Raw genomic sequence first — 23,793 nt, forward strand, 5'->3', positions numbered from 1 at the left:
AACAGCGTGCGCCCCTGGCGCACGGCAAGGTGGTGGAAAGCCCGCTTAGCGGGAGGCGCCCCGCAAACCGGGCAGGCGACCGTTCAGGACAACATGGGCCAGCAGACCAATGACCAGGCCCCAGAAGGCCCCGCCAATACCCAGCAGGCTGATGTTGGCCGCCGCCGCCAGGAAGGTGATCAGTGCAGACTCGCGTGAACGGGCATCGGCCAGGGCGCTGGCCAGGCTGGCGCCGATGGTGCCCAGCAGGGCAAGGCCCGCCAGGGTGGTGATAAAGGTGCCCGGCAGGGCCATGAAGACACTCGCCAGCGTGACCCCGAACACCCCGACGAGGATGTAGCAGACACCGGCAGCGATGCCCGCCACCCAGCGCTTGTCCGGGTTTTCGTGGGCTTCCTTGCCGGTGCAGATGGCCGCGGTGATGGCAGCGATGTTGAACGCGTGTGAACCGAAGGGCGCCATCAGCAACGAGCCGATGCCGGTGACGGCGACAATCGGGTTGGCGCTGGTCTTGAAACCATCGTTGCGCAGCACCAGCATGCCGGGCATGTACTGGCCGGTGAGGGTGATCAGGAACAATGGCAGGGCCACGCTAAGGGCCGCATTGAGGGAGAAGGTGGGCGCGGTGAAAACCGGTGAGGCGAATTCCAGCCGCAACGTCGTCAGGCCCACTTGCCCCTGCAGCAACAGGTAGCCCAGGCCCAGCAGCAATATGGCGACCACGGCGTAACGGGCGGTGAAGCGTTTGAAGGCCACATAGGCTGCAATCAGCAGCCCGGCGAGGGTGGGGTCGACCGACAGGCTGGCAAAGGCACCGATGCCAAACTGCAGAAGGATGCCGGCCAGCAGGCCGGCGGCAATGCCGCCGGGCACGACGCGCACCAGGCGCTCGAAGCACCCGCTCAGCCCCAGCACCACGAAGCCGGCGGCCGACAGCAGATAGGCACCTATGGCCTCGCTGTAGGGCACGCTGGCCAGGGCGGTGACCAGGAACGCGGCGGCTGGCGTGGACCAGGCTGTGATGACCGGCTCGCGGCTGTACCAGGACAGTGCCAGGCCGCTGAGGCCGACGCCGATCGACACCGCCCAGACCCACGACGACGTCAGCTCCGGGCTCAGCCCGGCCACTTTGGCCGCCTGGAACACCAGGATGAACGTGCCGCCGTAGTTGACGATCACCGAAACGATTCCGGCAATCACCGGGTGAAGGATGTCTGTCAGCCTGAGCGGGGTGGTAGAGCTTTGAGCAGGCGCGTCCATGGTTGCCTCTGGTAATGGTCAGATGAGGAGCAGTTTTGTGCGGCGAAGGGGTAATCCGACTGCAGCGTCATTGGCCCTTTCGCAGCCCAAGGCTGCTCCTGAAGAAAAAGACTGCCCGACGGCGACAGACTGCCGGGCAGGTTTGGGCGTCAGTTGGCCAGCGCCACCAGCAGGTTTTTCAGGTGGTTGCTGCCTTGCGCATCCAGCGGCTGCAGGGGCAGGCGTGGGGCGCCGACCTCCTGGCCGAGCATTTTCAGGCCGGCCTTGATGGTGGTCGGCAGGCCACGGCGGGTGATGTACTCCAGCAGCTCGTACTGGCGGTAGAACAGCGCACGGGCTTCAGCCAGATCGCCTTGTTGTACGGCGTCCCACAGCGCCAGGTTGAGTGCCGGGATCAGGTTGGGCGCGGCGGTACACCAGCCCGTGGCGCCGGCCACCAAGGCTTCCAGGGTCAGCGGGTTGCAACCGTTGTAGAACGCCACCTGCCCATCTGTAGCCGTGAACAGGCGGTGCATGCGCTGGATGTCACCGGTGCTTTCCTTGACCATGGTCACAGTGGGCACTTCGCCGAGGATACGCAGGATCAGCTCTACCGACAGGTCGGTGCCGCTGGTGCCCGGGTTGTTGTAGAGCATGATCGGAATGTCGATGGCGGCGCCGACCGCCTTGTAGTGGGCGACCACTTCGGCTTCGGTGAGCTTCCAGTAAGAGATGGGCAGCACCATCACCGCCGTAGCACCGCAGGCCTGTGCCAGGCGGGCACGCTGCACGGTGCGGGCGGTGGTCAGGTCGGAGACGCTGACCACGCTGGGCACACGCCCGGCAATACGTACCAGGCTGAAGCGCACCACGGTTTCCCATTCGCTGTCGGACAGGTAAGCCCCTTCGCCGGTGCTGCCCAGCGGCGCGATGGCGTGCACGCCGTCTGCGATCAGGCTATCGATGGACGTGCCCAAGGCGTCCAGGTCGAGTGTGCCGTCTGCCGTGAAGGGAGTGATGGTGTAGCCGATAACGCCGCGAATTACAGGTGTAGACATGACCAGGCACCTTTGCCGTTGTTGAGGAAAGAGTACAGCTTTGATCAGCCCAGGCAGTCGCCATGGGCACGCAAGGCTCGGCGCGCGTAGTAGCTGAAGGCGGCACCGTGACGTTTGGGGGTGGAAATCCAGTCGTGGGCCTCTTTGCCCAGTGCTTCGGGGATGGGGCGGATGTCACCGGCGCCCATGGCCAGCAGTTGCATCTTTGCTGCGCGCTCGAACAGCAGGGCGAGCACGCAGGCTTCCTCGATCGAACGCCCAGCGATCAGCAGGCCATGATGGGAAAGCAGGATTGCGCGCTTGTCGCCAATCGCGTTCGCGATGATTTCGCCTTCTTCGTTGCCCACCGGCACACCGGGCCATTCCTTGAGGAATGCACAGTCGTCGAACAGGGGGCACAGGTCCATGTGCGAGATGGCCAGCGGAACTTCCAGCATCGACAAGGCGGCGCTGTGCAACGGGTGGGTGTGGATGATGCAGTTGACGTCGGGGCGGGCGCGGTACAGCCAGCTGTGGAAGCGGTTGGCCGGGTTGGCCATGCCACGCCCTTGCAGCACCGTCAGGTCTTCGTCCACCACCAGCAGGTTGGAGGCAGCGATTTCGTCGAAGCCAAGCCCCAGTTGTTGGGTGTAGTAGGTGCCAGGTTCCTGCGCACGCGCAGTGATCTGCCCGGCCAGGCCAGAGTCGTGGCCGCCGTCGAACAGGATGCGGCAGGTGAGGGCGAGCTTTTGTCGTACGGTGTAGGTGTTGTCGGTCAGCGCCGTCAGCATCTGTTGCTGGGCGAGTTTGACAAGCTGGTCCTTGGGGGTGTGCATGGTGGTCGTCATGGGCGGTACCTGCAGGGGTGGAGACTAGGGATGGCTGATCGGCGCGGAGGCGACGCCAGGACACGGCGTTGATCATAATGACACAAGGTGTCATATGCAAGCGATGTGTCATCCTTGCCTCAGGGCCTCAACACATCAGTGCCAGCGCAATCTGTTATGGCGTGCATACGCAACTGGTATTACTTGCCCCGGCTTCACGCTGTTTAGCATCGAGCGGGTCTTAACCGTCGACGAGAACAACAACGTGAACCTTGGAACCCTATCCAGTCGAAGTGCCAGATATTGGCCTGAACGTCTGGCGGTAATCGACCGCCACACCCGGCTGACCTTCGCTCAGCTCGAACAGCGGGCCAACCAGCTGGCCTCGGCCTTGCTGGCACAGGGCATCGCCACGGGCGAGCATGTCGCCATCCTGGCGCCAAACCGCGCCGAACTGGTGGAAGCAGAGGTGGCTTTCTACAAGGCCGGCCTGGTCAAGGTACCGGTCAATGCGCGTCTGGCACCGGATGAAGTCATTCAGGTGCTCAACGACGCCTGCAGTGTCGCGCTGATCGCCGATGCGCAACTCGCCCAGGCGTTGCTGGCCCGCAGGCACGAGATACCTTCGTTACGCTTGATCGTGACCTTGGGTGAGCGGGGCGGTGACATCACCTATGCCGCGCTGCTGGCACAAGGCAGTAGCCAGCCAATCAGCTGCGACCTGCCTGACGATGCCCTTGCCGTTTTGCATTACACCTCTGGCAGCTCTGGTGTGCTCAAGGCTGCGATGCTCAGCGTGGGCAACCGCAAGGCGCTAATCCGCAAGAGCCTCGCCAGCCCGACCCGTCGCGCCGCCCCGGGCGACGTCATGGCTCACGTCGGCCCTATCACCCATGCCAGCGGCATGCAGCTGATGCCGCTGCTGGCGGTCGGTGCCTGCAACCTGCTGCTGGAGCGCTACGATGACCAGCTGTTGCTCGAGACCATCCAGCGCGAAGGCGTGACCCGCTTGTTCCTGGTGCCTGCCATGATCAATCGCCTGGTCAACTTCCCCGATGTCGAGCGCTACGACCTGAGCAGCTTGCGCCTGGTCATGTACGGTGCCGCGCCGATGGCACCAGCGCTGGTGAAACGGGCCATCGAGGTATTCGGGCCGATCCTGGCCCAGGGTTACGGTGCTGGCGAGACCTGCTCGCTGGTAACCGTCCTGACCGAACAGGACCATCTGTGCGAGGGCGGCGACTACCGGCGCCTGGCCTCGTGCGGGCGTTGCTACTTCGAAACCGACCTGCGCGTGGTGAACGACCATTTCCAGGACGTCCAGCCGGGAGAGGTGGGCGAAATCGTAGTCAAGGGCCCGGACATCATGCAGGGGTACTGGCGCGCCCCCCACCTCACCGCCGAGGTGATGCGCGACGGCTACTACCTGACTGGCGACCTGGCCACGGTGGATGAGCAGGGGTATGTGTTCATCGTCGACCGCAAGAAAGAAATGATCATTTCCGGTGGCTTCAACATTTACCCCAGTGAGGTCGAGCAGGTGCTCTACAGCATGCCGCAGGTGTTCGAGGCGGCGGTGGTGGGGGTGCCTGACGAGCAGTGGGGCGAAGCGGTGCGGGCGGTGATCGTGCTCAAGCCGGGCATGGCGCTGCAGGAGCAGGACGTCATCGAACATTGCGCCCAGGCCCTGGCCGGTTTCAAGAAACCACGTGCCGTGGACTTCGTCAGCGAGCTGCCGAAAAACCCCAACGGCAAGGTGGTGCGCCGGTTGATCCGTGACGCCTACTGGCAAAACAGCGAACGCCGTATCTGACACGAGGAACGACCATGTATCAGCCAAGCGAAAAGGCCCAGCAGATCATCGAGGCCATCAGTGGCTTCGTTCGCAACGAAATCCTGCCCCTGGAACAGCAAGCCGGTCTCAGTTGGGCAGAGCCGCACCCGCGGGCGGTGCTGCAGCAGGTATGGCAGCGCTCGTGCGAGCAGGGCTTCTACAACATCATGCTGCCCGAGGCGATAGGTGGCGCCGGGTTGAGCGTGTCAGACCTGTGTGCGGTCAAGGAAGCCACGGTGCTCACCGGCTCGATGCTGGCGCCGCACATTCTCGGTGAGCTTTCCGGACCGCCCCGTATCGGCCATCTGTTCAAGGTGGCGAGCCCGACCCAGATCGAGGCGTTCCTGCAGCCGGTGTGCCGTGCCGAAAAGGCCGTGTGCTTCGCCCTGACTGAAAGCGAAGCCGGCTCTGATGCAACGGCGATCAAGACCTCCGCACGGCGGGAAGGTGAACACTATGTGCTGAACGGCGCCAAGCGTTACATTTCGGGTGCGCCCTATGCCGACATTGCGGTGCTGCTTGCAGTGACGGATCCTGGGCGCGGTGCCCAAGGAATTTCGGCATTCTTCGTCGACCTGAGCGCACCGGGGGTAAGGGTTGAAAGCGATTATTCGGTCATGTCCGGCGGTGGTGCGCATGGCGACATCATCCTTGAGGACGTACGGGTGCCGGCGGCCAACCGCATCGGTGAGCAAGGGCAGGGCTTCAAGTTGGCGATGGGGCGCATCACCCTCAACCGCCTGCTGCATTGCCCCACCTTGCTGGGGCTGGCCGGCCTGGCACTGAACCTCTCGATCGACTATGCCCGCACGCGCAAGCAGTTCGGCCAGCCTATCGCCATGTTCCAGTCGATCAACCACATGATCGCCGACATGGCCACCGAGCTGCATGCTGCACGCAGCATGGTCTACGCCACGGCAGCGGTGAATGACGCCGGTGGCAATATCCGCACCCAGGCCCCGATGTGCAAGCTGTTCGTTTCGGAGACGGCCTTCCGCATCGCCGATCGCGCCGTGCAGATACACGGCGGTGCCGGGCTCCTGCGTGGCAACCCGGTGGAGTGGATATTCCGTGCCACACGTATGATGCGCATTCTCACGGGAACCAGCGAGATCCAGCGCAACACCATCGCCAAGGGCGTGCTCATGCCTGAGCAATGACGCGGTATGCCCGGCCCGTGGCGGCCGGGCTCTCCAGACAAGAACAATAACGAGAGATCATCATGACTCATACTGACACCCCCGCGCGTGCAGGCACGGCCTGGATGATTGCGGTACTGCTGGCGCTGTTGATGCTGGTGAACTTCCTGGACAAGGTGGTCATTGGCCTGGTGGCGGTGCCGATGTCCAGGGAACTGGGCTTGTCCCCTGCCGAGTTCGGCCTGGTAGGGGGCGCACTGCACTGGTTCTTCGCCATCTCGGCGGTGATAGGCGGCTTCATGGCCAATCGCCGGCCAACCCGCACCCTGCTGCTGGGGATGGGCGCGTTCTGGGCGCTTATCCAGTTGCCCATGTTGTTCGTCAGCTCGCTGTGGGCGATCGTCGCCTGCCGGGTGCTGCTGGGTATTGGCGAGGGACCGGCCTCACCGGTGGCTACACATGCCTTGTACAAGTGGTTCCCCAACGACCGTCGCAACCTTCCCGTGGCGCTGTTGCATACCGGCAGTGCGCTGGGGCTGTTGGTAGCGGGTGCCATGATCCCATGGATCAGTGTGCACTACGGCTGGCGCATGAACTTCATCGTGCTGGCGGTGATCGGGGCGGTGTGGTGTGTGCTGTGGTGGTGGCTGGGCAGCGAGGGCAACCTCGACCGCATTCGCCCGGGCCAGCGTGAAGAAGGGCAGGCCCCTGTTCCCTATCGTCGGCTACTCGGTGACCGCACGGTACTGGGCAACTACTTGTGCCACTTCGCCGCCAACTGGTCCCTGGCGTTGACCCTGACCTGGGTACCGAGCTACCTGGAAACCGGGCTGGGGATCGACCCGATCATGACCGGCCAGGTGTTCGTTCTGTTCGTGGTGGTTACCACGCCGCTGAGCCTGTTCATGGCCTGGCTGTCACAGCGAATGATGCGTGCCGGGGTTGCCACGCGCTGGTCGCGCGGTGCGTTCGTTTCAGTGTGCCTGATCGCCAGCGGGCTGCTGTCAGCGGCGTTGTTTCTGCCCGGTCTGAGCAACGTCGAGCGGATCGTCAGCCTCACCTTCAGCGGCGGGCTGGCGCTGGTGATGTACTCCGTGGGGCCTGCCATGCTGGCGGAGTTCACGCCCAGCGGGCAGCGCGGCGGCATTCTGGCGATCGGCAACGGTATTGCCTCGTTGGCCGGGCTGTCGGCACCGGTGGTCACCGGTTTGCTGGTGCAGGGCGCCGGTGCCGGGCACACGGCAGGGTTTGGCCAGGGTTTTCTGGTGTGCGGCGCGGTGCTGGTGATTGCCGGGCTGATCGGGCTGGCCTGGATGGACCCGCAGAAAACCCGGCAACGTCTGGTGCAGGTGGGCACGGCTGCGCCTGCCCAAGCGTGATGTGCACAGCGCTCAGAGGCTCTGCTCCGCCAGGGCCTCGCGCTCGATCAAGGTACCTTTCCAGCGCTCGCTGCGCACCGCATCCACCAGCAGTGCGCGCACCAGGTCGCGCATGCAGGCGGCGGCGAACGACAGCGGCTTGTGCTGCGAGTGGGCCAAGGCGATGGTGCGGGTGATGCGCGGTTCCACTATCAGCCGCGCGCTGGCAGGCGCGGCCAAATCCAGCAGCGGTGGCCAGTTGCTGATGGTGGCCGCCAGGCCAGCACGGACCAGGCTGGTGATACCTGGGGCCGACTGCTGTTCGTAGCTGGAGTCCAGTGTCACACCGGTCTCCATGGCAGCCTGCTCGATGCGCCTGCGCAAGTGCAGGCTACGGGGTGGCATTACCAGGCGGCTCGCTGCGGCTTCAGCCAAGGTGATGGGCGACTCGTCAGGGCCGTGCCCAGGCAGGCCGACCCAGTACAGGTCTTCGGAAAACACGGGCTCGGCGACCACATGGACAAGTTCTTCGGCGTTGGGCACCACGCCGAAATCCACCTTGCCCAGCTCGATCGCCTGGCCACCTTCGCGGCTCAGGCCATCCCATACGGTGAGCTTGATCCCCGGGAAGCGTGCCTGGGCCTGGGTAATGATGGCCGGCAACAACAGTGCCGAGGCCGTGGCGGGAATCGAGATGGCCACGTGCCCCTTGGGGTTGCCGCGGCTGGACTTCAGCTCATCCTTCACCGAATCGAGTTGCTGCACGACCGATCGGGCCACTTCGTACAACTGCCGCCCGGCATCGGTCAGTTCGATACCGTCATGCTGGCGCGCCAGCAGTTGCATTTCCAGTTCGCTCTCCAGCAGGCCTATCTGTCGGCTCAAGGCCGGTTGGGCGATGAACGCCTGGCGTGCGGCATTGGAAAAACTGCCGGCTTCGACAATGGCGATCAAATAACGCAGCTGTTTCAAAGTCATTGTGGTTCTCAGGCTATGCCGAAGTGATATGGCAACCATCGGGAGACGCTATTTGTTCAGCCCCGGTGGCCTACTTAGTATCGGTAAGCAGCAAAACGAGGATAACAGAAACGTTCGAATAATTACCCAAGCCCTTGCCTGCAGGCCTTTGCGCCGTACTTAAGCATTAACTCGCAATTCACTCTCTAATAAACACAATAAGAGGTTAAGAGTGATGGCATCTCGTATTTTCGGTCGCTCGGGACCGTTGTCGGTACTTGCCTCATCAGTACTTTTTTCTGCGTCTGCCTGTGCCGCTCAGTTTCACTGGGGTGAACTTGAGGGGCAATTCGACTCGGCGCTTTCCTTTGGTACCAGCATTGCGACTGCCAACCCTGACCCGGCCCTGCACAACAGCGCCAACAGCGATGACGGCCGCCTGAACTTTGCCTCTGGCGATGTGTTTTCAGCGGTGTTCAAAGGCACCCATGACCTGGAGCTCAAGCACGATAACCTGGGGGTGTTCCTTCGCGGTACCTACTGGTACGACACGGCCCTGCGTGATCACGACCAGCGCTTCAAGCAGGTCGAGGACAACAACCGCAAGCGTTCGGCCAAGACCGCAGGTAGCCAGCTGCTCGATGCCTTCGGTTACTACCTGTATGACATCGACGGCCAGCCGGGCTCGCTCAGGTTGGGCAAGCAGGTGGTCAACTGGGGTGAGAGCACCTTCATCCAGGGCGGACTGAACGTCATCAACCCCTTCAACCTGGCGGCCTTGCGCCGCCCCGGCTCGGAAGTGAAGGACGCGCTGGTGCCGGTGAATCTCTTCTACTTCACCCAGAACCTTACCGAAGCGCTGTCGGTCGACGGTTTCTATCAGCTGGACTGGGAACAGACCCAGCTCGACAACTGCGGCACGTTCTTTTCGAACAACGACTTTTTGCCCGATGGGTGTGATGGCCTGGACGTGGGCGCCAAATTGCTCGGCAGCCCCACAGCCGTGACCGGGCTTGCGCCGTTCGGTGTGAACCTCACCCGCGAAGGCGTGCGCATACCTCGCGGCAGCGACCAGGATGCCCGCAACAGCGGGCAGTGGGGCGTTTCGCTGCGCTGGTACGTGGCGGCGCTGGACACCGAGTTTGGTGCTTACGCGGCGAACTACCACAGCCGCACGCCTTACCTGGGTACGGTCAGCAGCCCGTATTTCGACAACCGCCGTTTCGCCCCGCAGTTGTGCGCCAACCTCGCTATCGGGCTTGCAGACTTTGCCGCTTTTCTGGGTTCCAGCGCAGGCCAGTCGCTGGTCGGCGCGCTACGCCTGGGCACCTCGCAGTACCGGGTGCAATACCCCGAGGACATTCGCCTCTACGGCCTTTCGTTCTCCACTACCCTGCGCACCGGCACGGCGCTGCAGGGGGAGCTGAGCTACCGGCCGAACATGCCCATGCAGCTCAACGGTACCGATATCATCCAGTCGTTGTTGAACGTCGATGGCCGCTCGCCCTTGCTGGGTGACGGCCTGCGGCCAGACAGCGCCAGTACGCTGTTCGACGGCTACCGCCGTAAAGAGATGACCCAGTTGCAGATAACCGCTGTTCACGCTTTCAGCCAGGTGATGGGGGCCAACCAGTTGCTGTTGATAGGCGAGGCTGGCGCCACCTACGTGGGCGGTCTGGAGGGCGCCTATGGCCCCCGTTACGGGCGCTCGGGCACGTTCAACAGCGGCGAACTGGCGGACAACAGCGTGTGCGTGGCCATTTCCAAAACCCCTGAGCACTGCAACGACGAAGGCTTCATGACCCCGTTTTCCTGGGGCTACCGGCTGCGTGCCACCTGGGCCTACCCCAACGTGATTGCCGGTTTCGACCTGCGGCCGAACCTGTCCTGGGCACACGACGTGCACGGCACCGGCCCGGTGGAGGGGTCGGCGTTCAGCGAAGGCTCCAGGGCCATCAGTGTCGGGTTGGATGCGACGCTCGCCAGCACCTACAGCCTGAGTGTGTCGTACACCGACTTTATCGACGGCGACTATGGCACCCGCGGCGACCGGGACTTCATCTCGCTGAGCCTGGGCGTCACTTTCTGAGGGCATGACAATGAAAATGCGCATGGTGATGATCGGCCTGTTCTGGGCGAGCGGCACGCTGGCGGCCGCCGGCCTGCCCGACAACCTGACCCCGGTGGGAGCCGAGCGTGCTGCCAGCCCCGACGGGCGCATCCCGGCCTGGCAAGGTGGGTTGAGTACGGCCCAGCAACGCCTGGGCGACAACGGCACGCCGCTGGATCCGTTTGCCGATGAGCAGGCTCTGTACCGGATCACGGCCGCCAACTACCGGCAGTACCGAGGTCAGCTTACCGACGGCCAGGTGGCCTTGCTCAAACGCTTCCCAGCCAGCCTCAGCTTGCCGGTGTATCCCACCCACCGCAGTGTTGCGGTACCCGACGCGGTCGCGGCATCGGCCACCCGCAACGCCGAGCAGGCGCAGCTGGATGACCAGGGCAACGGTGTGCGAGGTTTCACTGGCGTCATCGCCTTTCCACGGCCAACCAACGGCCTGGAGGTGATCTGGAACCACCTGACCCGGCATCGCAACGAGAGCTACAGCCTGAGCTCCGACAGCGTCACGCCGCTGAAGAATGGCCGCTTCGTGCTGATGAGCGCGCGTCAGGAAGTGGCCCGGCCTGAAGGCTTGGCCAACCTGGGGGCGGGCAATGTACTTTATTACTTCACCTACCGCATGACGGCGCCCTCGCGGCTTGCCGGCGATGCGATGGTGGTGCATGAGACACTGGACCAGGTCGCCGAGCCGCGCTTGTCCTGGGTGTACAGTGCCAGCCAGCGCCGGGTACGGCGGGCGCCGAATATCGCCTATGACACCACCGGCCCGGGCACCGCCGGCCTGCGGACCGCCGACAGCCGCGACATGTTCAATGGCGCGCCAGACCGGTACGACTGGAAGCTGCTGGGCAAGCAGACACTGCACGTGCCCTACAACAGCTACCGCTTGGCATCGCCTGAGCTGCGCTATGCGGACCTGATCAAGCCAGGCCACATCGACCCGGCACCGACCCGCTACGAACTGCACCGGGTATGGGCCGTGGAGGCGACGTTGAAGCCCGGGGCGCAGCATATCTACGCCAAGCGCCGGTTCTACCTGGATGAAGACACCTGGGCCATTCTCGAAACAGACAGCTACGACGCGCGTGGCGAGCTGTGGCGCACCTCACAGGCCCATGGTTTCTTTCACCCCGGCGGCCAGGTGGCAGTCAACGCCATGGAGGTTACCTACGACCTCAAGAGTGGCCGCTACCATGCATCGGGCTTGATCAACGAGCAGCGTCGGCCCTTTGCCTTCAATGTGCGCACCAGCCTTTCGTACTTCTCGCCCGGCGCCCTGCGCAGCTTTGGTGTGCGCTGATGGGCGTGCCTGAACCACAGCCTGACTGGTCGCGGCGGCTGTTGGGCCAGGGTGAAGCGCCTGATCCGCGCTTCACCCTGGCCAACGAACGTACTTTCCTGGCCTGGATTCGCACCGCGCTGGCGCTGCTGGGTGGCGCTATCGCCATTGAAACCTTCGCCGGCCACGTTCTCGAGACACCCCTGCGGCTGTGGCTGGTCGCTGGCCTGATGCTGCTGAGCGCATTGCTGAGCGCGGGCGCCTGCCTGCGCTGGCTGCGGGTAGAGCGGGCATTGCGTCATCGACGTCCATTGCCGTTGCCGGCACTGGTGCCCTTGTTGGCGCTGGGCTGCCTGGTCGCTGTACTGCTGGCAGGTCTCGTCCTGTGGCCACGCTGGCATGGGTGATCCGGGCCTGCAGGCAGAACGCACCGAGTTGGCCTGGCGGCGCACTGTGCTGGCGCTGATGGCGGTGGCCGGGTTGGCCTGTCGTCAGGGCGATGTGTACGTGCTGGCATTGGCGGGCGTGGCCGCGCTGGCGCTGCTGACCCGCCAGGGGCGGCGTTACGAACGGGGCCTGGCGATGTTGCAGGCCGAACGCGGCCAGCCTGCGCCGTGGGGAGTGCTGGCACTGGGTAGCGTGGTGTGGCTCATGGCATTGGCAGGCTTGTGCCGGTTGGCGAAGGGCGGCTGAGCGCAGTGCCGGCGCCGCCCGCTGCCGCTCAGGGCGTGACGAGATTGAAGCGTGAATCAGCCTCTTCCAGCCCGCCCATGAATTGCAGGAACTTTACCCGCTCGCCTTTGATGTCGATTGCCCCTGCTGTGGCTTCCTTGAGAAAGCCTGTCTGCTTCAAGGCAATGCTGTCCAGCGTCTGCTTGCGCATGGTCACCTCTACATCGGCCTTGGCGTGGCGCGCCAGGTCGCGGTGGGTGAGGACGCCGTTACGCAGGGTGAGCGCGTAGTCTTCGTCCAGGTCGGAAAACCGCCAGTTGATGGTCAGGTCGCTATCGGCAGCCTTGTAGGCATTCACCCGCACGCCCAGGTAGTCGAAAAACAGGCTGGGTGTCAGGGCCCGCACCATGTCATCGGCGTTGCCGCCGCTACCCGCACCGGTGGCAACGCCTGAGCGCAATTCCTGCGCGCCACTGAGGTAGGCATTGCGCCAGGTGGCGTTCTCACTCTGGTAACCCAGTTGCTCCAGCGCGTCGGCCTGCAGTTCGCGGGCCTCGGTGTTGTCTGGCTCGGCGAATACCAGGTGGTTGACCAATTGCGCCACCCAGCGATAGTCGCCCTCGGCGAAGGCCTGGCGGGCCTGGGTCAGCACCTGATCGGCACCTCCCATCGCCGCCACGTAACGCTTGCCGGCCGCTTGCGGTGGCAATGGGTCGAGGTTGGCCGGGTTGCCGTCGTAGAACCCCATGTAGCGTTGATAGACGGCCCTGACGTTATGGCTGAGCGAGCCGTAGTAGTCGCGGCTGTACCATTTGCTTGCCAGGCGCGGCGGCAGGCTGGCCAACGTCTGGGCAATTTCCATGGGCGTCTGGCCCTGATTGATCAGGCGCAAGGTCTGGCTGTCGATGAAGGCATACATATCGCGCTGGTCGGCCAGGTAGTCGCGGATGGCCGCACCACCCCAAGTGGGCCAGTGATGCTGGGCGAACACCACCTCGGCCTGCTCACCGTAGCGCACCAGCGATTGGTCCAGGTAATGGGCCCACACTTTCGGATCGCGCACCAGTGCCCCGCGCAGCGTCAGTACGTTGTGCTGCACATGGGTGGCGTTCTCGGCCATGCACAGTGCCCTGAGCGCCGGGAAATAAATGTTCATTTCCGCCGGCGCCTCGGTGCCCGGGGTCAGCTGGAACTCCACCTCCACGCCGCTCAGGGTCATGCGGTGCAGCGGTTGGCTGATTTCGAGCGTCGGCGCGATGAGGCTGACAGTGGCATTGGCCGGCACGCCCTTGCCCAGTCCGGCATCCACCTGGCCTCGCGGCCCACGGGGTAGGGGGGCGCCGTACATGTACTGGGCGCGGCGTTTCATGGCCGGTCCGGCCAGCACGTTTTCGCCGATGGCATGTTCGAAGAACCCCTCGGGCGCGATGACCTGGACTTTGCCAGCCTTGACGTCCGCCTCATTGATTACCCCGCGCACGCCGCCGAAATGGTCGACGTGCGGGTGGGTGTAGATCACCGTGGTCACCGGCTTGCGTGGACGGTGCTTGAAGTACAGTTCGAGGCCCGCCTTGGCGGTCTCCACGGCAAGCAGCGGGTCAAGCACAATCAGCCCGTCCTTCCCTTCGACGATGGTCATGTTGGCCAGGTCCAGACCGCGAAGCTGGTAGATGCCCTCGGTGACCTTGAACAAACCGGCGATGTTGTTCAACTGAGCGATGCGCCACAAGCTCGGGTTTACCGTGGCAGGGGATTGCGCCGATTCCAGAAAAGCATACTGGGCCAGGTTCCACACGGTCTTGCCATCGGCTGTCGCGACTGGCCCGTCAAACCGCTCGACCAGCCCACGCCGGGCTGTTTCGTAATCGACGCGATCCTCGAAAGGCAACCGTTGCAGCCACTGCTGGTTGCTGGCCAGGGTGGCCGCGGTGGCATCCTTGGCCGCTGTTGCGGCCAGGCTCGGAAGGGGGGCCAGCAGGGCAAGCGCCAGCATCGACAGTGAAAAGCGCATGGGATGTCCTTGTTGTTATTGGGGCAGAACACTCTAGGGGAGGGGCTTGCGCACCAGCCAATACCAGAGCGGCATGGCCGCTATCGCGTTTCCTGATGGCTTCAGGCGGGGGGGAGCGTGAGGATCTGTTCGACCAGCCAGGCCAGGGCGGGGTCGTGCTGACGGTGGCTCAGGTGTACCAGTTCCAGTTCGAAAGGCTCCAGGGCAAAAGGCAGTTCGTGCACCGCCAAGGGCAGCAGATGCGCGAACTGCTGGGCCAGTTGCCGCGGCAGCACCACACACATGTCGGTGGCTGCGGCCAGATGGGCGGCCTGCAGGTAGTTGGGCGTGGTATAGGCGATTTGCCGGGTCAGGCCTTGCTCGGCCAGCCACTGGTCGACCATGCCCCGGGTCTGGCCGCCGTGCACCCAGATGTGCCGCAAACCCAGGAACGCGTCGAGGTCCAGTGCCTGGCCCGGCACCAGGTGCGGGTGCTGTTGGCGCAGCGCGATCTGCAGGGTTTCACGGCGCCAGGGGTGGCGGGTGAAGCGCGCCGGCACCTCGTCGAAACGGCCCAGTACCAGGTCGAGGTCGCCCCGGTCCAGCGCCTCGGCCGGCAGGTTGGGGGCCAGGTGCACCACGTCGATGCGCACGTTGGGTGCCAGTAGCTCCAGCCGCGCCAGGAGTGGCGGCATGCACAGCTGTTCGACGAAATCGGTGAGGGCGATGCGCAACTGGCGATGGCTGCGCTGAGGCTCGAAGCCATCGCCGGTGCCCAACGTCTGCTCGATCTGCTGTAACGCCGCACGTATTGGCCCCTCCAGTGTCAAGGCCCGTGGCGTCGGGCGCATGCGCCGGCCCACGCGGACCAGCAGCGGGTCGCCCAGCTGGTCACGCAGGCGCGCCAGGGCATTGCTCACGGTCGGCTGGGTGAGGGCCAGACGCTCGGCTGCCCGCGATACGTTCTGTTCACGCAGCAACATGTCGAAGACGCGCAGCAGGTTCAGGTCGAAGTTCGAAATATTCATGCTGAAAATATATGGCATACGAAATGGAAATTTCAAAAATACCTTCAGCCTGCTTAGGGTGATCACAGTCCTCATACCTACAAGAAAAGCAGGAGCGTTGCGCGTGAATACTCCCTTCCCGATCAATCAGGTGGCTGTGATAGGTGCAGGCACCATGGGCCGCGGCATCGTCATCAGCCTGGCCAACGCCGGGCTGTCGGTGCTGTGGCTGGACTGCAACGCGGCAGCGCTCGAAGCCGGGCTGGGCATGGTTAGCCAGGCCTGGGCCCAGCAGGTGGACAAGCAGCGCATCACCCCGGCCCAGGCCGACGCTTGCCTGGCGCGTGTGCAGGCAGTGGACGGCTATCCGGCGTTGGCGGAGGCCGACCTGGTGATTGAAGCGGTGTATGAAAACCTGGCGCTCAAGCAGGAAATCTTCCGTGCACTGGATGCACACCTCAAGCCACGTGCGATCCTGGCCAGCAACACCTCGGCGCTGGACATCGACGCGATTGCCGCCGTCACCCAGCGGCCGTCCCAGGTCCTGGGGCTGCATTTCTTCAGCCCTGCGCATGTCATGAAGCTGCTCGAAATCGTGCGTGGGACGCACACCGATCAGAAGGTGCTCGATGCCGCCAAATCGCTGGGCGAGCGCATGGGCAAGGTGGCGATAGTGGCAGGCAACTGCCCTGGTTTCATTGGCAATCGCATGTTGCGCAGCTATGTGGGCGAAGCGCGCAAGTTGCTGCTTGAAGGGGCGTTGCCACATCAGGTGGATGCGGTACTGCAGCAGTTCGGCTTCGCCATGGGGCCGTTCCGCATGTACGACGTGGTGGGCATCGACCTGGAGTGGCGCGCCCGGCAGTTGGCCGGGCAAGGCATGCACGACCCGCTGGTGCAGGTCGATAATGCGCTGTGCGAGCTCGGTCGCCTTGGGCAGAAGACCGGGCAGGGCTATTACCGCTATGCCCCCGGCAGCCGGCAGGCCGAGCATGACCCGCAGGTCGACGCGTTGGTGCTGCAGGTGTCCCAGAACCTTGGCTACCGACGTCGGGGCATCAGTGCCGAGGAAATCCTCGAACGTTGCCTGCTGGCACTGGTCAACGAAGGGGCGAAGGTTCTCCAGGAAGGTATCGCCGCCAGCAGCAGCGACATCGACCGGGTCTGGCTCCACGGCTATGGCTTCCCGGCTGCCACTGGCGGGCCCATGCGCTGGGCTGACGAGCAAGGGGCGCCGTTTATCCTGGCCCGGCTGGAATACCTGCAGGGCGTGCTTGGCGAGCATTGGCGCCCGGCAGGGCTGCTCTACTCACTCGTGGCCGGTGGCAAGCGTTTCGAACCGCGCGGGGAGGTTCAGGCATGAACTACCAGGCGCCCCTTCGCGACATGCGCTTCGTGCTGCATGAACTGTTCGACCTGAGCGGACATTGCCAGCAACTCGGTATCGAACTGGATCGCGACACCCTCGACGGCATCCTTGAGGAGGCCGCACGCTTCACTGGCCAAATCATCGCACCACTCAATCGCAACAGTGACGAACAGGGCTGCCAGTGGGTGGGCGGCGAGGTCACCACCCCGGACGGCATGCGGGACGCCTATCGGCAATACGTCGAACATGGCTGGGCCAGTATGACCGGGCCGCAGGCCTACGGTGGCCAGGGTTTGCCGCAGATGGCATCGGCCAGCTTCCATGAAATGCTGATGGCAGCGTCGTTGTCGTTCCGCATCTACTCCGGCCTGACCGAGGGCGCGGTCCTGGCGTTGCATCGCCATGGCAGCGAGCCACTCAAGCAGGCCTACCTGAGCCGGATGGTCAGTGGCGAGTGGGCCGGCACCATGTGCCTGACCGAGCCGCAGGCCGGCACCGACCTGGCGTTGCTGCGTACCCGCGCCCAGCCGGAAGCGGACGGCAGCTATCGCATTACCGGCAGCAAGATATTCATCAGTGGGGGCGAGCAGGACCTGACCGACAACATCGTTCATCTTGTACTCGCGCGCCTGCCTGATGCGCCGGCCGGTGTCAGGGGCATCAGCCTGTTCCTGGTGCCCAAGCTGTTGCCCGGTGGCGAGCGCAATGCGCTGGGCTGCGGGGCGCTGGAGCACAAGATGGGCATCAAGGGGGCATCGACCTGCGTGATGAACTTCGACGGTGCCCAGGGCTGGCTGGTGGGGGAGGCCAACCAGGGCCTGGCCTGCATGTTCACCATGATGAACGATGCCCGCTTCCAGGTCGGCCTGCAGGGGCTTGGTATTGCCGAGGCCGCTTTTCAGGGAGGGCTGGCCTATGCCCGGGAGCGTCTGCAGTCGCGCTCGCTTGCCGGGCCGGTGGCAGCGGAAAAGCCTGCCGATCCGATCATCGTCCATCCAGACGTGCGGCGCATGCTGCTGACCCAGAAGACCCTTACCGAGGGCTGTCGCATGCTGGGCATCTACACCGCTCGGCAACTGGACCTGGAGCATGCTGCGAAAAGTGCACCGGCGCGCCAGGCCGCAACTCGGCGGGCGGCGTTGCTGATCCCTATCGTCAAGGCGTTCTTCACCGACGTCGGTCAGGAAGTCGCCAGTCTTGGGGTGCAGGTGTACGGCGGTCACGGCTACATCCGCGAGTGGGGGATGGAGCAGTTGATGCGCGATAGCCGCATCACCCAGCTTTATGAAGGCACCAACGGCATACAGGCCCTCGACCTGATACGCCGCAAGGTCCTGGGGGACGGCGGGGCCGAGCTCAATCTGCTGATCGACGAAATGGCGCTGCACGTCAGGGCTGCCAATGCGCGCGACGGCCTGCAGGCCATGGCGACGGCCGTGGGGCAACGTTTGGAGGAATGGCGCGTCTTGGCCGCCCATGTGGTCGAGGCCTGTCAACGCGACCCCCAGGAGTCAGGGGCAGTGTCGGTTGATTTTCTTGCCTACTCGGCCTACGTGCTGTTGGCGGCGATGTGGTTGCAAGCGGCGGTGTGCGCTCAAGCGACGCTTGCCGCCGGCAGCGCGGAAACAGCCTTCTACAGGGCCAAGCTTGACGCCGCGACGTTCTACTGGCGGCGGCTCCTGCCCCGCGCCACTGCTCACCGCGAGGCCCTGCTGGGTGGCGCAGATTGCCTGATGGCGCTACCGGCGACCGATTTCGCGTTCTAGCGCACGGCAAACCACACGAACAAGGAGAGTGCGATGCAGCCTTTCAGCTTTGCCACCACTGCGCAGATCCTCTGCGAACCTGGCGCGGTGCAGCGCCTTGCAGGTCTGTGCCGTGAGCGCGGTGCCAAGCGTGTTTTGATTGTCAGTGACCCGGGTATCGCCCGCCTTGGCATGCTCGATGACCTGCTGCCAGGGTTCACGGCAGCCAAGGTCGGTGTGGCGATCTTCAGTGAGGTTACGGCCGACCCTAGCGAGGCATGCGTGCTGGCGGCCGCCCAGCGCGCCCGGCATATCGGCGCCGACCTGGTGGTGGGGTTCGGCGGCGGCAGCTCGATGGATGTGGCAAAGCTGGTTGCGCTGCTGGCCCACCGCGACTGTTCGCAGCCCATCGCCGAGCTGTACGGCATCGACAGGGCCAAAGGCCGCCGGCTGCCGTTGATCCAGGTGCCCACCACGGCAGGTACCGGTTCGGAGGTGACGCCGATCGCCATCGTCACCACCGGTGCCACCACCAAGATGGGCATTGTTTCGCCGCTGCTGTTGCCAGACCTGGCAGTGCTCGACGCTGTCTGTACCCTCGGCCTGCCATCGGCGGTGACGGCTGCTACCGGTATCGACGCCATGGTGCATGCCATCGAAGCCTATACCAGCCGCCTCAAACGTAACCCGCTGTCCAGCCTGCTGGCCCGTGAGGCGCTGCGGTTGCTGGCGGATAACCTTGACCAGGCTGTGCACAATGGCGGCAACCTGCAGGCCCGCCAGGCCATGCTGCTGGGGGCTTGCCTGGCCGGCCAGGCCTTTGCCAATGCACCGGTGGCGGCGGTGCATGCCCTGGCCTATCCGCTGGGTGGGCACTTTCATGTTCCCCATGGCCTGGCCAACGCGCTGGTGTTGCCGCATGTGCTGCGCTTCAACCTGCCGGTGGCGGCAGTGGACTACGCCGAACTGGCCGTGCCGCTGCTGGGGGCCCGTTTACAGCCCGGTGATCAGCGCCAGCAGGCAGAACAATTCGTGGCCGAGCTGGCCGCGCTAGGTAGCCGCTGCGGGTTACCGGACCGCCTGCGCGACGCCGATGTACCGCGTCATCGGCTTGGCCAGCTGGCCGAAGACGCGATGCAACAGCAGCGCCTTTTGGTCAATAACCCGCGTGAAGTCACCCAGGCCGATGCGCTGGCCATCTATGAGGCAGCCTACTGATGAGCGACCTCCGGCAACGTGAACACTATCGGCACTTCACGCCTATAACCACCCGGTGGCACGATAACGATGTCTATGGCCACGTGAACAATGTGGTCTATTACAGCTTTTTCGACAGCGCCGTAAACCGCCTGCTGGTGCGGGAGGGCGGGTTGGATATCGACCAGGGGAGGGTGATCGCGCTGGTGGTCAGCTCCGCCTGCGACTACCAGGCGCCGGTGGCCTTCCCGCATGACATCGAAGTGGGCCTAGTGGTGGGCCGGTTGGGCAACACCTCGGTGCACTATCAGTTGGCTGTGTTCCTTGCCGGTCAGCCATTGGCCTGCGCCACCGGTCGCTTCGTCCATGTATTCGTCGACCGCGAAGGGCGGCGCCCGGTGCCGGTACCTGACTGCCTGCGGCGCGTGTTGAGCGAACTGCAGCCCCTATCCCCTGAGGAACAGCCATCATGAAAGACGCCGTGATCGTCGCCACTGCTCGCACCCCTATCGGCAAAGCCATGCGTGGCGCCTTCAACGACCTGAAAACCCCCAGCATGACGGCTGTCGCCATCCGCGCCGCGGTAGAACGTGCCGGTATCGAACCGGCGCAGGTCGATGACCTGGTGCTGGGGACTGCCATGCAGAGCGGCACTGCCGCGATCAACCCGGGTCGGCTGTCGGCGCTGGCCGCCGGCCTGCCCCAAACGGTCAGCGGACAAACCGTCGACCGCCAGTGCGCTTCAGGCCTGATGGCCATTGCCACGGCGGCGAAGCAGATCATGGTTGATGGCATGCAGGTGACCATTGGCGCAGGTCAGGAGCAGATCAGCCTGGTGCAGCAGGTGCACCACCAGCTGGCCAGTGAGGCTTATGACCCCGCAGTGTTGCGCATGAGCGAGCACGCCTACATGCCGATGCTGCAAACGGCCGAACGGGTGGCCCGGCGTTATGGCATAAGCCGCGAAGCACAGGATGTCTACGCCCTGCAGTCTCAGCAGCGCACGGCGGCGGCGCAGGCGGCAGGGTTGTTCGCCGCTGAAATCGTGCCGGTCACCGCACGCAAGAAGGTGGTGGACAAGCTGACAGGTGTTGTCAGCCATGAAGAGGTGCGCCTGACCCAGGACGAAGGGAACCGACCGGCGACGACCCTGGCCGATCTGCAGGGGCTCAAGCCCGTGGTCGAAGGCGGTTGTATCACGGCCGGCAATGCCAGTCAGTTGTCCGATGGCGCCAGTGCCTGCGTGCTGATGGAGGGCGCGCTGGCGGCGCGCTCGGGCATCGCAGCCCTGGGGCTTTACCGCGGTATCGCCGTGGCTGGCCTTGCCCCCGAGGAAATGGGCATCGGCCCGGTATTGGCGGTGCCCAAGCTACTGCGCCAGCAGGGCCTGACAGTAGACGATATCGGGCTATGGGAGCTGAACGAGGCGTTTGCCTGCCAGGTGCTGTATTGCGCCCAGCAATTGCAGATCGACCCGGCGAAACTGAACGTCAATGGCGGCGCCATTGCTATCGGCCACCCCTACGGCATGAGCGGCGCGCGGATGGTCGGCCATGCCTTGCTGGAGGGCAAGCGACGTCAGGTGAAGTACGTGGTCGTGACGATGTGCGTGGGCGGCGGTATGGGCGCAGCAGGCCTGTTCGAAGTGCTTTAGGCCGGTATCCAAGGCCGGCCCATGGCGCTGACCGGGACGCAGGCGCAACCTGCGCCCACGGTGTCCCGGCCAGGGCTGGTTATGAGCCTACAGCAACCGCGTGGCGCGAAGCTGGCTTTGGCAATTGGCGGAAGCCTTCACGGATGGCAGCGATCAGTTCCGCGTCCTTGACGGGGCACAACCCGGGGAACGGTTTGTTGGCATGGGTGAGCACGGCTTCGACGCTTTCCTGGTTATCCAGGTAAACCTGCCTGATTGCCTCGCTTTCCAGGTCCTTGCTGTTGCTGCAGTTCAGGGCGTGGTGAATGGCGAGACCGGCGCCAAACGCCAGGGCCGGGGTTGCAATACCGTGCTTGCGGGCAAGGTCGATGCTGCTGAGGATGCGTTCGTTGCGTTGCAGCTTGCGCAAAGGGTCGCGGCCTACCCGGGCGCAGGGGTCTTTGAACGAGGTTTTGCAACGCTCGAGGAATGCCTCGGCAAAGCGGCTGACCACCTCGGCCATCTGTGGGTATTCGGCCACCAGTGCGGGCGCGACCTCCTGGCGAATCAGGCGCTCGGCCAGTTCACTCACCCGCGCATCGCCCATGCCCTGGCCGACCCAGGCATGGCCCAGCAGGCTGGCGTACCAGGCCACGATGGCGTGCGGGCCGTTCCACAGGCGGTTCTTGATGATCTGGATCTGGGCGATGTCTGGCACTGTCTTCACTTGGCGCAGGCGTTCGAGCAGATCGCTGCCGCGCTCGGCGTAAAGCGGCATGTCGGCTTCGCTGTTGAACAGCACCAGATGCAGCTGGCTCATGGCGCTGCTGGGCTGTGCAAAGGGCCTGAAGTGGCCGATCAGCCGTTCGTACTCTGGTAGCGGCGCTGAAGGTTTGCGGGTGCTTGCGGGCTCGTCTTCCAGGCTGTTCTGGAACATCTGTGACTTGATGCGCAGTTGCCGTACCAGCGCGTCATTGCCCAGTTTGGACACGATGCGGCTGACCACCGTTTCGGCGAAATGGGTCTTCTGCAAAACCTGCTCGCTGATCGCAGGCGGGCACAGTAGCGACAACTCGGCTTGCACATGACGCCGCACGAACGCCGCACCGCCAACCTTGTTCAGCACGATCAGCAGGGTCAGCTCCCGGCCTCGGCGCTCGAAGCGTTGCAGCAGGCCTTGGGCGATCACCCTGGCCTGGCTTCTGATGGCCTGCTCGGGCAGGCTCAGGCCGATGATTTCGGCAGTGGTGTACATGCTGATGACCGCGTCGTCATCGTCCATGTCGATCATGCGCACGTTGTCGATGGTCTGGTCGAACGATGTGGCACCGTAGCGCACGCTGTAGCGGCCGAAGGCGCTGACGCTTTCGCGCAGCATGCGCGAGCGGGTTGCGGCAATGATTTCACGCGGTCGGGTGTAGCCGTCCCAATGGGAAAATACCTGCGTCAGGTAACCGCCGCCGATGGCGCCGAAACCATGAATGCCCACGCTGAACTGGTTCATCGAGGCCGGGAACGGTTCACTCAATGCAGGCATGCCTAGGTCGGGTACGCACTCGCTCAGGTCGGCGAGAAATTCATGCATGCTGCGGTAGGCTTTGAGCGCGCCCGCCTTGATTTCCGGCGCAGGCGGCTTGATGTCCTCGATCAGGATCGCCTGCCCTTCGGCGCGCATCGCCGACAGCATGCCGTTTTCCGAGTCCTCGACCATGAAGCACTGGCCTGGCTCGCAATTGAGCGCGCGGGCGGCTTTCAGGAAAATCTCGGGGTGGGGTTTGCCTTGGCTGACTTCATCGCCACAAACGGTGATGTCGAAGTACTTCAGCACGTTGGCGTTGATCAGGTATTCCTCGGCGATGGCACGGCGGCTGGAGGTGGCCACTGCCATGGTCAGGCCCGACTTGCGCAGGCGCTCCAGCACCTCCAGCAGGCCGGCCTTGATCGGTACGCCGTGATTGCGCACGTACGCCAGCTCAAGTTCATCGGCGCGTTGGCGGATTTCGGCGTACGGGAAGTCGTCGCCGTTATGCGCCTTGGCAAGGGCTTCGGCCTTTTTTGCGCTCAGGCCCAGCGAGCCAATCAGGGTGTGCTCGCTCAGCGCTTTGCCGAAGATTTCCAGAGACGCTTGTTTGAGTGTCTTGAAGCGCAGGCGCTCGGTGTCGAAGAGGGTGCCATCCATATCGAAGATGGCGCTGAAGATGTGTTTACCGTGAAAGAAAAGCATTGGCTGTTGCCCCTTGTCGTTGCGTCAGGCATCCCGCCTGCAACAGGCGAGAACGATGTGTGAGCTGCAGTGGAGGCAGTCAGGTCGGGGGCACACGTTCGACGGGGGGACGCTCAGGAGTGACGCAGAGGTAAGGCGGGGCGGAGCGGGGCGTGCAGAGGAGG

At 64.1% G+C, this 23,793-nt stretch carries 19 protein-coding genes; 12 read left to right on the forward strand and 7 right to left on the reverse strand.

Going from position 1 to position 23,793, the window contains the following annotated elements:
- Positions 1-45: 45 nt before the first annotated feature.
- The 3 genes from ACK59Z_RS08595 to ACK59Z_RS08605 form a co-directional block, all read right to left on the reverse strand.
- A complete protein-coding gene (locus tag ACK59Z_RS08595) occupies positions 46-1,260 on the reverse strand; it encodes a benzoate/H(+) symporter BenE family transporter (protein ID WP_019752170.1) in 1,215 nt (404 codons plus the stop codon).
- 149 nt (positions 1,261-1,409) lie between these two features.
- The gene (locus tag ACK59Z_RS08600; RefSeq protein ID WP_409292795.1) at positions 1,410-2,297 is read right to left on the reverse strand and encodes a dihydrodipicolinate synthase family protein; all 888 of its coding nucleotides are present in this window, start codon (positions 2,295-2,297) and stop codon (positions 1,410-1,412) included.
- Between the two features lie 44 nt (positions 2,298-2,341).
- Positions 2,342-3,124 (reverse strand): aldolase, encoded by a 783-nt coding sequence (locus ACK59Z_RS08605; RefSeq protein ID WP_004577435.1) that lies wholly within the window; start codon positions 3,122-3,124, stop codon positions 2,342-2,344.
- Positions 3,125-3,368: 244 nt separating this feature from the next.
- Between ACK59Z_RS08605 and ACK59Z_RS08610 the strand changes: the two genes are divergently transcribed.
- From ACK59Z_RS08610 to ACK59Z_RS08620, 3 genes are all read left to right on the forward strand, one after another.
- Positions 3,369-4,916: an AMP-binding protein gene (locus ACK59Z_RS08610; RefSeq protein ID WP_108190905.1), complete on the forward strand. Its 1,548-nt coding sequence runs from the start codon at positions 3,369-3,371 to the stop codon at positions 4,914-4,916.
- 14 nt (positions 4,917-4,930) lie between these two features.
- Positions 4,931-6,097, forward strand: a complete 1,167-nt coding sequence (locus tag ACK59Z_RS08615; protein WP_020191767.1) for an acyl-CoA dehydrogenase family protein — start codon at positions 4,931-4,933, stop codon at positions 6,095-6,097.
- Between the two features lie 104 nt (positions 6,098-6,201).
- A complete protein-coding gene (locus ACK59Z_RS08620) occupies positions 6,202-7,455 on the forward strand; it encodes an MFS transporter (RefSeq protein ID WP_014754005.1) in 1,254 nt (417 codons plus the stop codon).
- A gap of 12 nt (positions 7,456-7,467) precedes the next feature.
- Here ACK59Z_RS08620 and ACK59Z_RS08625 read toward each other — a convergent pair whose 3' ends face one another.
- A complete protein-coding gene (locus tag ACK59Z_RS08625; RefSeq protein WP_003247253.1) occupies positions 7,468-8,412 on the reverse strand; it encodes a LysR family transcriptional regulator in 945 nt (314 codons plus the stop codon).
- Positions 8,413-8,626: 214 nt separating this feature from the next.
- On the opposite strand from ACK59Z_RS08625, the gene ACK59Z_RS08630 reads away from it, so the two are divergent.
- The 4 genes from ACK59Z_RS08630 to ACK59Z_RS08645 are packed head-to-tail and all read left to right on the forward strand — an operon-like array spanning position 8,627 to position 12,485.
- Positions 8,627-10,480: a DUF1302 domain-containing protein gene (locus tag ACK59Z_RS08630; protein WP_409292797.1), complete on the forward strand. Its 1,854-nt coding sequence runs from the start codon at positions 8,627-8,629 to the stop codon at positions 10,478-10,480.
- Positions 10,481-10,502: 22 nt separating this feature from the next.
- The gene (locus tag ACK59Z_RS08635; protein WP_108190902.1) at positions 10,503-11,813 is read left to right on the forward strand and encodes a DUF1329 domain-containing protein; all 1,311 of its coding nucleotides are present in this window, start codon (positions 10,503-10,505) and stop codon (positions 11,811-11,813) included.
- A complete protein-coding gene (locus ACK59Z_RS08640; protein ID WP_409292799.1) occupies positions 11,813-12,199 on the forward strand; it encodes a YidH family protein in 387 nt (128 codons plus the stop codon). The genes ACK59Z_RS08635 and ACK59Z_RS08640 overlap by 1 nt, the downstream gene beginning before the upstream one ends.
- Entirely contained in the window at positions 12,192-12,485 is a 294-nt protein-coding gene (locus tag ACK59Z_RS08645) for a DUF202 domain-containing protein (RefSeq protein ID WP_014754000.1), read from the forward strand. The genes ACK59Z_RS08640 and ACK59Z_RS08645 overlap by 8 nt, the downstream gene beginning before the upstream one ends.
- A 28-nt stretch (positions 12,486-12,513) precedes the next feature.
- On the opposite strand, the gene ACK59Z_RS08650 is transcribed toward ACK59Z_RS08645, so the two are convergent.
- Complete coding sequence (locus ACK59Z_RS08650; protein ID WP_409292802.1) at positions 12,514-14,475, reverse strand: alkyl/aryl-sulfatase; 1,962 nt, start codon at positions 14,473-14,475, stop codon at positions 12,514-12,516.
- A gap of 101 nt (positions 14,476-14,576) precedes the next feature.
- On the reverse strand, positions 14,577-15,500 hold the full coding sequence (locus ACK59Z_RS08655; RefSeq protein WP_409292804.1) for a LysR family transcriptional regulator: 924 nt from the start codon (positions 15,498-15,500) through the stop codon (positions 14,577-14,579).
- Between the two features lie 85 nt (positions 15,501-15,585).
- Here ACK59Z_RS08655 and ACK59Z_RS08660 point away from each other — a divergent pair, with 85 nt between their 5' ends.
- The 5 genes from ACK59Z_RS08660 to ACK59Z_RS08680 are packed head-to-tail and all read left to right on the forward strand — an operon-like array spanning position 15,586 to position 21,426.
- On the forward strand, positions 15,586-16,824 hold the full coding sequence (locus ACK59Z_RS08660) for a 3-hydroxyacyl-CoA dehydrogenase (RefSeq protein ID WP_108190899.1): 1,239 nt from the start codon (positions 15,586-15,588) through the stop codon (positions 16,822-16,824).
- Positions 16,821-18,596, forward strand: a complete 1,776-nt coding sequence (locus tag ACK59Z_RS08665) for an acyl-CoA dehydrogenase C-terminal domain-containing protein (protein WP_108190898.1) — start codon at positions 16,821-16,823, stop codon at positions 18,594-18,596. The genes ACK59Z_RS08660 and ACK59Z_RS08665 overlap by 4 nt, the downstream gene beginning before the upstream one ends.
- A 33-nt stretch (positions 18,597-18,629) precedes the next feature.
- Positions 18,630-19,793, forward strand: coding sequence for an iron-containing alcohol dehydrogenase (locus ACK59Z_RS08670; RefSeq protein ID WP_088513121.1), 1,164 nt, complete (start codon positions 18,630-18,632; stop codon positions 19,791-19,793).
- Complete coding sequence (locus ACK59Z_RS08675) at positions 19,793-20,245, forward strand: thioesterase family protein (RefSeq protein ID WP_003247263.1); 453 nt, start codon at positions 19,793-19,795, stop codon at positions 20,243-20,245. The genes ACK59Z_RS08670 and ACK59Z_RS08675 overlap by 1 nt, the downstream gene beginning before the upstream one ends.
- Positions 20,242-21,426 carry an acetyl-CoA C-acyltransferase gene (locus ACK59Z_RS08680; protein WP_409292807.1) on the forward strand — a complete coding sequence of 395 codons (1,185 nt, stop codon included), beginning with the start codon at positions 20,242-20,244 and terminating at the stop codon, positions 21,424-21,426. Before ACK59Z_RS08675 ends, ACK59Z_RS08680 begins: the two co-directional genes overlap by 4 nt.
- Positions 21,427-21,505: 79 nt before the next feature.
- Here ACK59Z_RS08680 and mtlD read toward each other — a convergent pair whose 3' ends face one another.
- Complete coding sequence (mtlD, locus tag ACK59Z_RS08685) at positions 21,506-23,629, reverse strand: bifunctional mannitol-1-phosphate dehydrogenase/phosphatase (RefSeq protein ID WP_409292809.1); 2,124 nt, start codon at positions 23,627-23,629, stop codon at positions 21,506-21,508.
- Positions 23,630-23,793 lie beyond the last annotated feature (164 nt).

Origin of the sequence: Pseudomonas sp. KCJK9058 (assembly GCF_046230975.1) — a bacterium.
Classification (GTDB): domain Bacteria; phylum Pseudomonadota; class Gammaproteobacteria; order Pseudomonadales; family Pseudomonadaceae; genus Aquipseudomonas; species Aquipseudomonas alloputida.